We start from the raw sequence: 13,431 nt of genomic DNA, 5'->3' as shown, positions 1-13,431 counted from the left end.
CTCCAAACCTCGACCGGTCATCAATTAGCCGGCCTTATCGACTATACGAGCGGGTTTCGCACGCCGGGGCGCTACCTCGCGCGGCGCGCTGTGCACTTCGGCTCTCTGTGTAGTTCATCGTCACGCCAGCTTCCACCGCCCATCTCGGCACACCACCAGGCCGGAGAGTTCGAGATTCGCCAGCGGACCCAGCACCTGCCGAGCCGGCAGCCCGGAGGCGACCGCGATCTCGTCGGCCGTCCGACCCCCACGACGCGGCAGCGCGTCGTAGACGCGCTTGTCGGTTTCGGTCAGCTCGTCCAGCGGTGAGACGGCGCGCTGCTCGTCCGGCGCCAGTTCACCGATGCTTCCGACCAGTTCGACGACGTCTTCTGCGCGCGTCACGATGTTTGCTCCGTTCCGCAGCAGCACGTGGCATCCGACCGATGCCGCCGACGTGACCGGGCCGGGCACCGCGCATACCGCACGTCCCAGCGAACGCGCCCAGGCCGCCGTGTTCGCCGCACCGCTGCGGGCCCCGGCCTCCACGACGACTGTGGCCCCCGCAAGCGCAGCGACCAATCGGTTGCGGGTGAGGAACCGGTGGCGCGCGGGCCGTACGCCGGGCGGATATTCGCTGAGCAGCAAGCCGTGTTCGGCGATCCGCCGCAGGAGCGCCGCATGCCCCGCGGGGTACGGAACGTCGATACCCCCGGCGAGCACCGCAACCGTCAATCCCTCGGCGGCCAGGGCCGAGCGGTGCGCCGCGCCGTCGATGCCGAATGCGCCACCGGACACCGTTGCGACGTCGCGCTCGGCGAGACCCGTGGCGAAGTCGGCCGCGACGAATTCGCCGTAGGCGGTGGCGGCCCGGGTACCCACGATCGCCGCCGCCCGCCAGGCGACCTCGTCGAGGGCCGCCGGCCCGACCGCCCACAACGCCATCGGCGGGTGTGCCTGCGGCCGCCGGTCGCCAACCCCGGCGAACCCGGTGAAGGCCAGCAGCGGCCACTCGTCGTCGTCGGCGGTGAGCAGGCGTCCACCGAGTCGCGTCAGCACGGCGAGATCTTCTGCGGTGCAGTCGATGTCACGACGAGCCTCGGCGTAGCGGTTGATCTCGTCGCCCGCCCGGCTGCGCCGCACCCGCTCCGCAGCTTCGACCGCGCCCACTCGCTGCACGAGCGCCGCCAGTGCGGGACACGGCGGTTCGACCACTCGCGAGAGGTACGCCCAGGCTTTGTCGAGTTCATCGGTCATCGCGCACCTCCGGCCGGTCGAAAACTCAACGCGGTCGTGACGTCGTCCACCGTCGGCGACGTCCGGCCGGCGAGGTCGGCGAGCGTCCACGCCACGCGCAGCGTGCGGTCCATTCCGCGGACGCTGAGGGTGCCGCGGTTGAGCGCGACCTCGAACGGTTTCATCACGGTCGGGCACAGCCGGAACTTGCGGCGCAGCAACGAACCGCTGACTTCGACGTTGGTTCCGATGCCGTAGGGCCGCCACCGCTCGGCGGCGGCTTCTCGCGCTGTGGCCACCCGCTCCCGGACCACCTCGGTGGATTCGCCGTCCTTGGCGACGATCGCTCCCGCCCGCAGTGAGTTCATTCGAACGTGCAGGTCCACGCGGTCGAGCAGCGGGCCGGAGAGTTTACCGAGGTAGCGCCGCTTCTCGTGGCCGGTGCACACGCAGTCCCGAGGATCGGGACGCGCGCATGGGCACGGGTTCGCGGCCAGCACCAGTTGGAACCGCGCCGGGTAGCGGGCGACACCGTCGCGGCGGGCGAGGCGAATCTCGCCGTCTTCCAACGGGGTCCGAAGCGCCTCGAGCACATTGCAGCCGATTTCGGCGCATTCATCGAGGAACAGCACCCCGCGGTGCGCGCGGCTGACCGCGCCGGGCCGTGCCATCCCCGTACCACCGCCGACCATCGCCGCGACGCTCGACGTGTGATGCGGCGCGACGAAGGGCGGCCGGGTTATCAACGGGGTCCTCTCCAACAGCATGCCGGCCACCGAGTGGATCGCCGTGACTTCCAGCGCCTCAGTCTCCGACAGCGGCGGCAGCAAACCTGGGAGACGTTGCGCCAGCATTGTTTTGCCCACCCCCGGCGGCCCGGTCAACATGAGGTGATGACCACCGGCGGCGGCTACCTCGACGGCGTATCGCGCCTGGGTCTGTCCGACCACATCGGCGAGGTCGGCCGTGCGTTCGGGTTGCGACGGCGGCGATGCGATGCGGGATTCGAGTTGCCCCCTGCCTTTGACCCACGACTTCAGCTGATCAAGGGTGCGCACTCCCCACACTTCGATGTCGTCTACCAGGCTGGCCTCGGCGAGGTTCTCGGCGGGGACGACGGCCGCGGGCCAGCCCTTCCGCTTGGCGGCCAGCACCGCCGGTAGGATGCCCTTGACGGGCCGGACCCGTCCGTCGAGGGCCAACTCGCCGAGCAGTACGGTCTTCTCGAGCCGTGTCCACCGCTCTTTCACCTGCGCCGACAACACCGACAACGCCAGCGCCAGGTCGTAGACCGACCCGACCTTGGGCAGCGTCGCCGGCGAGAGCGCCAGCGTCAGCCGAGACTGCGGCCAGTCATCGCTGCCGCAGTTGGTGATCGCGGCGCGGACCCGGTTGCGCGACTCCTGAAGGGCCGCGTCCGGCAGGCCGACCAGGTGCACACCCGGCAAACCGGACGCGATGTCGGCTTCGATCTCGACGATCTGACCGTCGAGCGCGGACACCGCGACCGAGTACGCGCGCCCCAAGGCCATCTACCCCACCCCCTGGAGATGGGTGATCTCCGGTGTGCGCCGCCGGCCGATCCGCACCCCGACGACGTCGATGCGCACCTGCGACCATCGGGTGTCCTGGGCCGCCAGCCACAGTCCGGCGAGCCGGCGCAGCCGGCGCACTTTCTGCGGGGGAACGGCTTGTGCGATGCCGCCGAACTGATCGCTGGTGCGGGTCTTCACCTCGACGAACACCACGGTGTGGGCCCTGTCGTCGACGGCGATGACATCCAGCTCGCCGTACCGGCACCGCCAGTTGCGGCCCAGCACCCGCAACCCCAGCGAGCGCAGGTGGTCGACCGCGAGTTGCTCTCCGAGCGCGCCGATCTCGGCGCGGGTCAATGAAGTCATGCCATCACCGTCGAGCAGGCGACCGACACCTCGGTGGCGATCGGGCGCCGTTGCGAGCTGTCATCGCGATGTCATCCCCAACCGGCGATTCATCCACAGATCACGTCTACGTTGTATCGCCGGCGTCAAATCGGGGGTACACGCCGGCCTGGCCGGCGGATCGCCGAAGCGATCGTGGGCGCCAGACCCCGCCAAGGCGAGCGGTTTCGATGCGGCAGTCGAGACGCTGGGGCAGGCCCCGTCCGGCACGGTCCTTCTGGTGCTCGCGGCCGTCGGCATCGCCGCGTTCGGCGCCTACCACTTCGTGCGCGCCCGGCGGGGCAGGATGCAGCGCTCCACTCCAGCGGAGTGCCAGCCGAAAGCGACAGAGCAAGCAAGCCGAACGGCAGAACCGGTATGTTCATTAGGTAACCCTCAAGTGCGGGCTGACCTGCGCGAACCGCGAAAGGATCCCCTGAATGCGACCACAGTGGAGGCGGATCGCCGCCGTCTTGTCGGCCCTCGCCGTGGCGGCCGCCGCCACCTCGTGCTCGGATTCAGGCGACAGCGACGAACTGCTGGTCTACAACGCCCAGCACGAGTCGTTGACCAAGGAATGGATCGACGCGTTCACCGAGGAAACCGGGATCGAGGTCACCTATCGGCAGGGCGGTGACACCGAACTCGGCAATCAGCTTGTGGTCGAAGGGAAAGCCTCGCCGGCCGACGTGTTCTTGACCGAGAACTCCCCGGCGATGGCGGCCGTCGAGCGTGCCGGATTGTTCGCCGACCTCGAGCCCGAGACCCTCAATCAGGTTCCGCCGCAGTATCGTCCGCCGACCGGCAAATGGACCGGGGTGGCCGCGCGCAGCACCGCGTTCGTCTACAACACCGACAGGTTGCAACCCGATCAACTGCCGAAGTCGCTGCTGGACCTGCAGCGGCCCGAATGGAAGGACCGTTGGGGCGCACCGCCCACCAAGGCGGACTTCCAGGCGATCGTCTCGGCGCTGCTTCAGTTGAAGGGCGAACCCGCGACGGCGCAGTGGCTGGCGTCGATGAAATCCAACGCCAAGCTGTACAACGACAACATCGCCACGCTCAAGGCGGTCAACGCCGGCGAGGTCGACGGCGGTGTGATCTACCACTACTACTGGTTCCGCGATCAGGCCAAAACCAAAGAGATGAGCGGCAACACCGCGCTGCACTACTTCAAGAACGAAGATCCCGGCGCGTTCGTTAGCCTGTCCGGCGGCGGGGTACTGGCCTCGAGCGACAAGATGGACCAGGCCCAGCAGTTCATCCGGTTCGTCACCGGCAAAGCGGGCCAGGAGGTGCTCGAAAAGGGCACCTCGTTCGAATACCCCGTGGGCAGCGGCGTGCCGGCGAACCCCGCTCTACCGCCGTTGAACACATTGCAGGCACCCGATGTCGATCCGTCGAAGCTGGATGCGCAGAAGGTGACCGACCTGATGACGAAGGCTGGCTTGCTGTAGGTGGTCGCCGCCGCCCCGCCCGTTCCACCTCCCGCGGCTCCGGTCTCGCGGTCCGACAAGGCGGCCCGCCCCGGTCCCCTTGTTTCGGTCACCGTCGCCGTTCTGGTCGCGGCGACCTTCATTCCGCTGGGGTACGTGGCATGGGCTGCAGTTTCGGTCGGGTGGACACGGGCCTACGAGCTGATCGTGCGCCCGCACGTCGGCGAACTGCTCGTCAACACGGTCGCCCTGGTCTGCATCACCGTTCCGCTGTGCGTGGTAATCGGCGTCGGGGTCGCCTGGCTGGTAGAGCGCACAGATGTACCCGGCAGGGCGTTGTGGCGACCGTTGTTCGTTGCACCGCTTGCCATTCCGGCGTTCGTCAACAGCTACGCCTGGGTTTCAGTCATACCGTCGCTGCACGGGTTGTGGGCCGGAGTGCTCGTCACCACGTTGTCCTACTTCCCGTTCATGTACCTGCCGGCCGCGGCGACGTTGCGCAGGCTCGACCCGGCCCTCGAGGAGACGGCGCGGGCCTTGGGGTCCAACTCGGTCGGGGTGTTCTTGCGAGTCGTACTGCCGCAGTTACGGTTGGCGATCCTGGGTGGTGCGCTACTGGTCGGTGTGCACCTGCTCGCGGAGTTCGGCGCGTTCGCGATGGTGCGCTTCGACACGTTCACGGTCGCGATTTTCCAGCAGTTCCAGGCCACCTTCGACGGCGCGGCAGGCAGCATGCTCGCCGGGGTCCTCGTCTTGCTCTGTCTGGCGTTGCTCACCGCCGAGGCCGCGGCCCGAGGCGGCGCCCGTCTCGCCCGGATCGGGTCTGGCGCACCACGCGCGGCGACACCGATCCATCTGCGCCACAGTAGAATTCCAGCGCTCGCAGTGTTGCTGGCGGTGACTGTGCTTGCCATCGGCGTTCCAGTGTGGACCATCCTGCGCTGGTTGTGGCTCGGCGGTGCCGAGGTGTGGATCGTCGACGACATCGTGACCGCACTCGGGCAGACCATCGGGTTGGCGTCCGCTGCCGCGGTCCTGACGACCATCCTCGCGTTCCCAATCGCATGGGTGGCGGTGCGCTCCAGCGGTTTTCTCGCGCGCGCCGTCGAGGGTGCCAACTACGTCACCAGTTCTCTGCCGGGCATCGTCACCGCGCTCGCGCTGGTGACCGTGACCATCCACTTCGCCCGTCCGCTCTATCAGAGCGTGGCGCTGATCGTGTTCGCCTATGTCCTGCTGTTCATGCCCCGCGCGCTGGTCAACGTCCGTGCCGGTCTCGCTCAGGTACCCATGAGCCTCGAGGAGGCGTCCCGGTCACTGGGCAGATCACCGACCACGACGTTCTTTCGGGTGACACTGCGCTTGACGGCGCCCGCGGCGGCGGCCGGCGCGTCGCTGGTATTCGTCGCCGTGGCAACGGAATTGACTGCGACGCTGCTGCTTGCGCCGACCGGCACCCGCACCTTGTCGATGTTGTTCTGGTCGTTCTCCAGTGAACTGGACTACGCCGCGGCCTCGCCGTACGCGCTCGCGTTGGTGGTTCTCGCGATACCGATCACGCTGCTGCTGTACCGCCAGTCGACGAAGGCGGCGGCGCTGTGAGCATCCTTCAAACCCGCGGACTGGCCAAGTCGTTTCACGGCCACACCGTGCTGGACCACATCGACCTGGATCTGCACGAGGGCACCGTCACCGCGGTCGTCGGAGCCTCCGGCTGTGGCAAGACCACGCTGCTGCGGTTGATCGCCGGCTTCGAAAGCCCCGACGCCGGCAAGGTGACCATCGCCGGGCGGCAGGTGGCCGGCCCCGCGGCCGCAGTGGCGCCGCACCGCCGTGCGGTCGGCTATGTCGCCCAGGACGGCGCGCTGTTCCCTCACCTGACGGTCGGCCAGAACATCGCATACGGCCTGACCGGCTCGCTACGCCGCCCCGACGTTCGCAACCGGGTAGCCGAACTGCTCGAAACGGTTTCCCTCGACCCCTCCTACGCCGCGCGCCGACCCGATCAGCTGTCGGGGGGTCAGCAGCAGCGCGTCGCCCTGGCCCGGGCGCTGGCCCGCAAACCGCTGGTGATGTTGCTCGACGAACCGTTCACCGCGCTCGACACCGGTTTACGCGCGTCCACCCGAAAGGCCGTCGCGGGCCTGCTCAGCGACGCCGGCGTCACCACGCTGCTGGTCACCCACGACCAGGAGGAGGCGCTGTCCATCGCCGACCAGGTCGCGGTGATGCGTGACGGGCGGTTCACCCAGGTGGGTCCCCCACGGCAGGTGTACCGCGAGCCCACCGACCATTTCACCGCCGCCTTTCTCGGCGACTGCATCTCACTGCCCTGCACCGTCAGTGACGGCGTCGCCGATTGTGCGCTCGGGCGCATTCCCGTGCACGGCAGCGAATCCCGGACGGCCGGTCCGGCGACCCTGCTGTTACGACCCGAACAACTTGTCGCAACGGTGGTTTCGGACACTGAACGGCTCCAAGGAGTCGGTACCGTCCTGGCCGTCGAGTTCCTCGGCCACGACGTGCTGCTGACTGTCGCGCCCGCCGGGAACACGGACCCGTTCATCGTGCGTCAGCACAGTCTGGATCCGCCCCCTGTCGATGCGAAGGTGCACATCGAGGTCATCGGTAGCGGAGTCGCCCTATGACCGAACCTCTCATCGACCACTTGCGAAGGTACGGCGAAACCGTCGCTGTCTACACCGATTCGCAGACGTTGACCTATGCCGAACTGGCCGACCGGGTGCAGGCGGCTGCGGCGAATTTCGGCGACCGCCGACGGTTGATACTGCTCGAGGCCCGCAACGACGCTTTCACACTCGTGCAGTATCTCGGCGCGCTGGCTCATCGCCATGTCGTGCTGCCCGCGCCCGCCGGACGCGACCACGAAACCGTACTGCAGACATACGCCTTCGACTCGGTCGTCACCAACGGTGTCGTCCACCACCGCCGCGCAGAGGGCACACACCGATTGCACGACGACCTGGCCATGCTGATGTCGACGTCGGGCAGCACCGGCTCGCCCAAGCTGGTCAGGCTTTCGCGCACCAACCTGATCTCCAATGCGCTCGCCATCTCCGGCTACCTCGGCATCGGCGAGTCAGACGTCGCCGCAACGACATTGCCGATGTCGTACTGCTACGGATTGTCGGTCATCAACAGTCATTTGATTTCTGGCGCCGGCCTCATCCTCACCGACCACTCGGTCACCGACGAGCGGTTCTGGCGGTTGTTCCGCCGACACCGCGGAACCTCTTTCGCCGGCGTGCCCTACACATTCGAACTGCTCGAACGGATCTCGTTCGAGACAATGGACCTGCCCGATCTGCGCTACGTCACGCAGGCCGGCGGGCGGATGCCGCCCGAGCGTATCCGTCGATTCGCCGAACGGGCGCGCGACGGCGGCTGGCAGCTGTTCGTCATGTACGGGGCGACCGAAGCCACCGCGCGGATGGCCTACCTCCCACCGGAGCTCGCGCTGTCACACCCCGCGGCGATCGGTAACCCGATACCCGGCGGATCGTTCACCGTCGAACCTCTCGAGAATGGGTCCGACGAAGCGGTCGGGGAACTGGTGTTCCGCGGGCCCAACGTCATGATGGGCTACGCCCACGGCCCGGCCGACCTCGCGCTCGGCAAGACCGTGGAGTCCCTGCGCACCGGCGACCTGGCCCGTCAGACCCCCGATGGGCTGTACGAGATCGTCGGGCGCACCAGCCGCTTCGTCAAGATGTACGGCCTGCGCATCGATCTGCAGCGGGTCGAGTCCGCGCTGAGCGCCAGCGGAATCACCGCGTTCTGCACCAACGGCGACGACCGACTGGTCGTCGCGGCGACGGGCGCGGTCGCCGGACATGACGTCCAGCGCATCGCAGCCGAGGCTGCCGGTGTGCCGGCCTCGGCGGTGCGCGCTGTCTCCGTCGACGAACTGCCGCTGCTGCCGTCGGGCAAGCCGGACTATTCCGCGGTGCGCGACACCGCGCACGAGCTTGACGTACGGCCCCCGGCGAACCTACGCGAACTGTTCGCCGACGTCCTGCAATTGGACTCGGCCGACGTCGACCCGGGTGCCAGCTTTGTCGACCTGGGTGGCAACTCGCTGACCTACGTCGCGATGTCGGTGCGGTTGGAGCGCGCGCTCGGTCAGCTGCCCGCGCAGTGGCAACAGCGGCCGATACGGGAACTCGAGTCTGTCGCGAAGCCGCAAAGGGGTCGGCGTCGGTTGTGGACCGCGACGCTGGAAACCAGCGTTGCGTTGCGCGCCGCCGCGATCGTGCTGATCGTCGGCTCGCACGCCGGACTGTTCGAGCTGTGGGGCGGCGCTCACCTGCTGCTCGGTATCGCGGGATACAACTTCGGCCGATTCTGCCTGACATCGTTGCCTCGCACGGACCGGGTTCGCCATCTGCGCAACACCATCGGCTGGATCGCGGTGCCGTCGATGCTGTGGGTCGTTCTCGCGCTGGTGATGACCGACGACTACGCCTGGACCAACCTGCTGTTGGCCAACAAGATCCTGGGTCCGCACGACAGCATGACCGCGGGCCGGCTGTGGTTCGTCGAGGTGCTGGTGTGGACGCTGGTCGCGCTGGCGCTGCTGTTCTGGATTCCGGCGATGGATCGCGTTGAGCGACAACGGCCTTTCGCCGTCGCGGTGGTGTTCCTGGCCCTCGGCTTGGCGTTGCGCTACGACGTGCTCGGGCTCGACATGGGCCGTGAGGCATGGTTCACCGTGCTCGCGTTCTGGTTCTTCGCGATCGGGTGGGCGGCTTCGAAAGCCACCACGACCGCTGCGCGTGCGCTGCTGACGGTGGTGTCGGCGGTCGCGCTGCAGGGCTATTTCGACAGCACGACGCGCGCGCTGCTGGTGTTCGGCGGTCTCGCGCTGATGATTTGGCTGCCGACGATTCGCTGTCCAGCCGTGTTGACCGTCGCGGCCGGCGTCCTCGCCGAAGCGTCGCTCTACACCTACCTGGTGCACTATCAGGTGTACGCACTCTTCGAGGGCCACCCCGCGATCGGAATGGCCGCATCACTCGCCGTGGGGATCCTGCTGACACACCTGCTGGCGATGCTGCGACGCCGGGTACGCAGCGGTTCGCCCCGTTCGGTCATGGTTCCCGCTCGGCAATGAGGCCTTCCTGCGCCAGGGTGGCGGCGACGACGCCGTCTGCTCGGCTCAGGCTGGCGGTCACCACGCCTCGTCCTCGCCCCGCCGCGGGCGAGGTCGATTCGAGCAGGTTCCACTGATCGGCGAACACCGGCCGGTGAAACCAGATCGAGGAATCCGTTGTGCCGCTACGGTGTGTCCGCGCCTGCATCGAGTGGCCATGGATCTGCAATGCGGGGTCGATCATGTAGACGTCACAGACGTACACCGCGACCAGGGTGTGCGTCAACGGGTCGTCGGGAAGCGGCACGGTCGCGCGCCACCACAACCGGCGGACGAACTCGCCGGTCGACGTGTCGTCGGCGATTCTGATGTCGAGTTCCTCGAGCGGCATCGACGGCGCCGGACCGGCGGGCCCGGTCTTGGGCAGCGAATCGGGATCGTGCGGCGCCGCGGCCCGGCGACCGTGTTCCGGTCCGCGGGCGGGCAGCGCGAACGACACGGTGGCCGTCGTCAACAGCCGGCCCTGCTGATGGGATTCGATTCTGCGGGCCGACGAGGTGCGGCCGTCGAAAACCCTTGCGACGCGGTACTCGACGGCGTCGCCGGCCTCACCCCCACGCAGGAACTGCAGGTGCATGTTGGTGGGCAACCGGTCCGTGTCGACGGTGCGGCATGCCGCAGCGAGGCTTTGCGCGACGAACTGCCCGCCGTAGGCCCGCTTTTCCGGCGGACCGCTCGCCGGGCCGATCCAGGAGTCGGCTTCGGAACCGACCCGCAGGTTCAGCAGGGTGAGCAGGGCGCTCACTCGGCACGTCCGGTCGCCACGGTGCCGGCCCGCACCAAGCGGTCGACCTCGTCGGCGGACATGTCCAGCCAGTCGTTGAGCACGCCGGCGGTGTCGTCGCCCAGCGCGGGTGACGCGGTCGCGGATGGGTAACGTCCGCCGATCGACATCGGCAGGCCCGGCGCGAGATAGGTGCCGATCCGCGGTTGATCCAACAAGGTGAACAACGGGTTGGCAGTGACCTTCTCTTCGGTGGCCGCTTCGGCGAAGGTGCGGTACCGCTCCCACAACACCGAGCTGGCCGACAGCGCCGCGGTGATCTCCTCGGCGGTGTGCATGGCGAACCACTCGCCGAACAACCCGGTCAACGCCTCGCGGTGCTCGAACCGCTGCCCTTCGTCGGTGAAATCGGCGCCAAGTGTCTCGGCCAGCGCGGCAACGGCTTTCGATGTCCCGGTGAGCTCGGCGAGGTCGCGGAAGTGCCTGCCGGTGAGCGCGACGATCATGAACGAGACGCCGTCGCTGCTGAGGAAGTCCTGACCGTACTGGCCGTACACCGAGTTGCCTATGCGCTCACGCGCGGTGCCATTGATCATCACCTCGGTGAGGAAGCCGAGGTTGCCCGCCGTGGCCAGAGCCACGTTCTCCAGCGGAATAGTGATTCGCTGGCCTTGACCCGTGGCATCCCGTTGCCGCAGGGCGGTCACGACGGCCAGCGCCGTGTAGATTCCGCACGCGACATCCCAGGCGGGCAGCACGTGGTTGACGGGCGCACCGAGTTCGGACGGACCGGTCACCATCGGAAAACCGATGCCCGCGTTGACCGTATAGTCCACCCCGGTGCCCCCGTCGGCGCGCCCGGAGACCTCCACGTGTATCAGATCAGGCCGCAGCGTGCTCAGCGCGTCATACGAATGCCACTGGCGCCCAGCCACATTGGTGATCAGTACACCGCTGCCCGCGATCAGCCGCTGGATCAGGGCCTGGCCCTCTTCGGAGCGGACGTCGGCGGCCACCGATCGCTTGCCCTTGTTCAACCCTGCCCAGTAGATGCTCTCACCGGCGTCGGTGACCGGCCAGCGGCGGTAGTCGGCGGCGCCGCCGATGGGGTCGACGCGTGTCACCTCAGCCCCGAGTTGGGCCAGCGTCATCCCGGCGAGCGGAACCGCGACGAAGCTGGAGATCTCGACGATGCGCACGCCGGCCAGTGGCCGCATCGCCTCGGGTGTGTGGGTCATCGGGCACAGTGTAAGCAGCGGCTCGACCGGCGATCAGACCAGTTCGATGGCTTCGGCGATGGAAGGCAGGACCCGGCTGGGCCGGAACGGATACCGTTCCACCTCCTCGACGGTCGTCGACCCGGTCAGTACCAGGATGGTCTCCAGGCCGGCCTCGATACCCGCGACCACGTCGGTGTCCATTCGGTCGCCCACCATCACCGTGCTCTCCGAATGTGCCTCGATGCGGTTGAGCGCGCTGCGGAACATCATCGGATTCGGCTTGCCGACGAAGTAGGGCTCACGCCCCGTCGCCCTGGTGATCATCGCGGCGACCGAACCGGTGGCCGGTAGCGGCCCCTCGGCCGATGGCCCGGTCACATCGGGATTCGTCGCTATGAACCGGGCGCCCGCGAGAATCAACCGCACCGCCTTGGTGATCGCCTCGAACGAGTAGGTGCGCGTTTCGCCGAGCACGACGAAGTCGGGGTCGATGTCGGTCAGCGTGTAACCCGCCTCGTGCAGGGCCGTGGTCAGCCCGGCCTCACCGATGACGTAGGCCGATCCGCCCGGCAGTTGATCGTTGAGAAACGCCGAAGTCGCCAGCGCCGATGTCCAGATCGACTCCACGGGCACGGTCAGCCCGCTGCGCCGCAACCGCGCCGACAGATCGCGGGGTGTGAAGATCGAGTTGTTGGTGAGTACCAGAAAGGGCCGAGCACGGTCGCTTAATCGCTGCAGGAACTCGGCCGCACCGGGCAGCGCATGCTCCTCACGGACGAGCACACCGTCCATGTCGGTGAGCCAGCACTTCGGGGTGTCGCGCACACCCTCAGTGTGTCAGTTCGGCGCTCGATCGTTAGCGCATCGGCAACTCGGGCATGGCCACGTTGCAGCGATCGCGGAAATCGGCTGCTGCCTGCCGAACGACTCGCAGTTCGTCGCGGACTCGCGGGTTCGCGTCCATGTACGCCTGGATCTCCGCCGTCATCTGCTCGCGCGGCTTGCCTTTGAGACCGGTGAAGAACGCGTTGACGTCCGGATGCGTGAACAGATACGACGATGTCCCCGCCGATACCCCGGCCATGACGCCGGCGAGATCGGCGGCCGTGCAGTTCGGCGGATCGGCGGCGGCGGTGGCCGCGGTGCCGAAGAACATCGCGCCGGCGATCAGGCTTGCGCCAATTGCCTTACGGGTCAACATATGGGACTCCTCACTCGGATGATCGACGAAAATTCTTGACGCTCAACGCGGTCCGACCCCACCGCCGCCGCCGGGACGGTCGGGGCGGTCGGGACGGTCGATGACGATGTCGATGCCCCAGTCATCGTTGCAATACCAGGGGTCAGCGCAGTAACCCGGGTAGACCGGCCCGGCCTGCGGCGCGTCGGGGCCTCCGCCGCGCACAGTGCCCTGCGCGCACACCGTGGCGGCGCCCGCGTTCGTGCAGTCCGCTGACGCGACGGGAGCAATTGCGATCCCGATCGGCACCAACGCCGCCATAGGCGCCAACAGCAGGCAGCTGTGGGTCGGTCTCATGGCCGCCTCCCTTCTCGTGATCGGGTGGCGTGCCTGCGTTCTCCGGTGGCGCGCCGGATTACGGAATGTGCGCAGCGTAGTTCGCCGTCCAGTTTATTCGTGGCGAATTCGCGGTTCCGCTTCAAATTCGGCGGCGGCGTGTTTTCGCGATGCGGATAGCTCAACTAACCACTGCGCGTTGAGATCTTGCAGGTTGCGCCACGGCCG

Annotated in this window: 12 protein-coding genes and 1 pseudogene; 5 read left to right on the top strand and 8 right to left on the bottom strand. The window is 67.8% G+C overall.

Features of this window, described 5'->3' with window-relative positions:
* Positions 1-120: 120 nt before the first annotated feature.
* Genes dprA through AU188_RS14715 form a run of 3 tightly spaced genes read right to left on the bottom strand, consistent with a single transcriptional unit; the run spans position 121 to position 3,116 of the window.
* On the bottom strand, positions 121-1,236 hold the full coding sequence (gene dprA, locus AU188_RS14725) for a DNA-processing protein DprA (protein WP_059164439.1): 1,116 nt from the start codon (positions 1,234-1,236) through the stop codon (positions 121-123).
* Positions 1,233-2,747 carry a YifB family Mg chelatase-like AAA ATPase gene (locus AU188_RS14720; RefSeq protein ID WP_059164438.1) on the bottom strand — a complete coding sequence of 505 codons (1,515 nt, stop codon included), beginning with the start codon at positions 2,745-2,747 and terminating at the stop codon, positions 1,233-1,235. The genes dprA and AU188_RS14720 overlap by 4 nt, the downstream gene beginning before the upstream one ends.
* Positions 2,748-3,116 (bottom strand): YraN family protein, encoded by a 369-nt coding sequence (locus AU188_RS14715; protein WP_059164437.1) that lies wholly within the window; start codon positions 3,114-3,116, stop codon positions 2,748-2,750.
* Between AU188_RS14715 and AU188_RS25005 the strand changes: the two are divergent.
* The 5 genes and pseudogenes from AU188_RS25005 to AU188_RS14695 all read left to right on the top strand — a co-directional run.
* Positions 3,115-3,444 (top strand): annotated as a pseudogene (locus AU188_RS25005) (DUF1206 domain-containing protein); the annotation flags it as partial. The gene AU188_RS14715 and the pseudogene AU188_RS25005 sit on opposite strands and share 2 nt — an antisense overlap.
* A 130-nt stretch (positions 3,445-3,574) precedes the next feature.
* A complete protein-coding gene (locus tag AU188_RS14710; protein ID WP_059164436.1) occupies positions 3,575-4,591 on the top strand; it encodes an iron ABC transporter substrate-binding protein in 1,017 nt (338 codons plus the stop codon).
* A complete protein-coding gene (locus tag AU188_RS14705; protein WP_059164435.1) occupies positions 4,592-6,172 on the top strand; it encodes an ABC transporter permease in 1,581 nt (526 codons plus the stop codon).
* Positions 6,169-7,218, top strand: a complete 1,050-nt coding sequence (locus AU188_RS14700) for an ABC transporter ATP-binding protein (protein WP_059164434.1) — start codon at positions 6,169-6,171, stop codon at positions 7,216-7,218. The genes AU188_RS14705 and AU188_RS14700 overlap by 4 nt, the downstream gene beginning before the upstream one ends.
* Positions 7,215-9,704, top strand: coding sequence for an AMP-binding protein (locus AU188_RS14695; protein ID WP_059164433.1), 2,490 nt, complete (start codon positions 7,215-7,217; stop codon positions 9,702-9,704). Before AU188_RS14700 ends, AU188_RS14695 begins: the two co-directional genes overlap by 4 nt.
* Here AU188_RS14695 and AU188_RS14690 read toward each other — a convergent pair.
* From AU188_RS14690 to AU188_RS14670, 5 genes are all read right to left on the bottom strand, one after another.
* On the bottom strand, positions 9,682-10,488 hold the full coding sequence (locus AU188_RS14690) for an acyl-CoA thioesterase (protein ID WP_059164432.1): 807 nt from the start codon (positions 10,486-10,488) through the stop codon (positions 9,682-9,684). The genes AU188_RS14695 and AU188_RS14690 overlap by 23 nt on opposite strands.
* Positions 10,485-11,705, bottom strand: a complete 1,221-nt coding sequence (locus AU188_RS14685; protein WP_059164431.1) for a CoA transferase — start codon at positions 11,703-11,705, stop codon at positions 10,485-10,487. The genes AU188_RS14690 and AU188_RS14685 overlap by 4 nt, the downstream gene beginning before the upstream one ends.
* A 33-nt stretch (positions 11,706-11,738) precedes the next feature.
* Positions 11,739-12,479: an HAD-IIA family hydrolase gene (locus AU188_RS14680; protein ID WP_502687621.1), complete on the bottom strand. Its 741-nt coding sequence runs from the start codon at positions 12,477-12,479 to the stop codon at positions 11,739-11,741.
* A 64-nt stretch (positions 12,480-12,543) separates the two neighbouring features.
* Positions 12,544-12,888, bottom strand: a complete 345-nt coding sequence (locus tag AU188_RS14675; protein WP_059164429.1) for a heme-binding protein — start codon at positions 12,886-12,888, stop codon at positions 12,544-12,546.
* Positions 12,889-12,930: 42 nt separating this feature from the next.
* Positions 12,931-13,224, bottom strand: a complete 294-nt coding sequence (locus AU188_RS14670) for a hypothetical protein (RefSeq protein ID WP_059164428.1) — start codon at positions 13,222-13,224, stop codon at positions 12,931-12,933.
* Positions 13,225-13,431 lie beyond the last annotated feature (207 nt).

Origin of the sequence: Mycobacterium sp. IS-3022, from assembly GCF_001500065.1 — a bacterium.
GTDB lineage: Bacteria > Actinomycetota > Actinomycetes > Mycobacteriales > Mycobacteriaceae > Mycobacterium.
Note: the sequence above shows the minus strand (reverse complement) of the source record. Positions and strands in the feature narration are given on the sequence as shown.

Coding starts and splice junctions, on each gene's coding strand:
- AU188_RS14670 (WP_059164428.1), bottom strand. CDS start 13,224: ATGAGACCGACCCACAGCTGCCTGCTGTTGGCGCCTATGGCGGCGTTG.
- AU188_RS14695 (WP_059164433.1), top strand. CDS start 7,215: ATGACCGAACCTCTCATCGACCACTTGCGAAGGTACGGCGAAACCGTC.
- AU188_RS14715 (WP_059164437.1), bottom strand. CDS start 3,116: ATGACTTCATTGACCCGCGCCGAGATCGGCGCGCTCGGAGAGCAACTC.
- AU188_RS14720 (WP_059164438.1), bottom strand. CDS start 2,747: ATGGCCTTGGGGCGCGCGTACTCGGTCGCGGTGTCCGCGCTCGACGGT.
- AU188_RS14675 (WP_059164429.1), bottom strand. CDS start 12,888: ATGTTGACCCGTAAGGCAATTGGCGCAAGCCTGATCGCCGGCGCGATG.
- AU188_RS14680 (WP_502687621.1), bottom strand. CDS start 12,479: ATGGACGGTGTGCTCGTCCGTGAGGAGCATGCGCTGCCCGGTGCGGCC.
- AU188_RS14685 (WP_059164431.1), bottom strand. CDS start 11,705: ATGACCCACACACCCGAGGCGATGCGGCCACTGGCCGGCGTGCGCATC.
- dprA (WP_059164439.1), bottom strand. CDS start 1,236: ATGACCGATGAACTCGACAAAGCCTGGGCGTACCTCTCGCGAGTGGTC.
- AU188_RS14710 (WP_059164436.1), top strand. CDS start 3,575: ATGCGACCACAGTGGAGGCGGATCGCCGCCGTCTTGTCGGCCCTCGCC.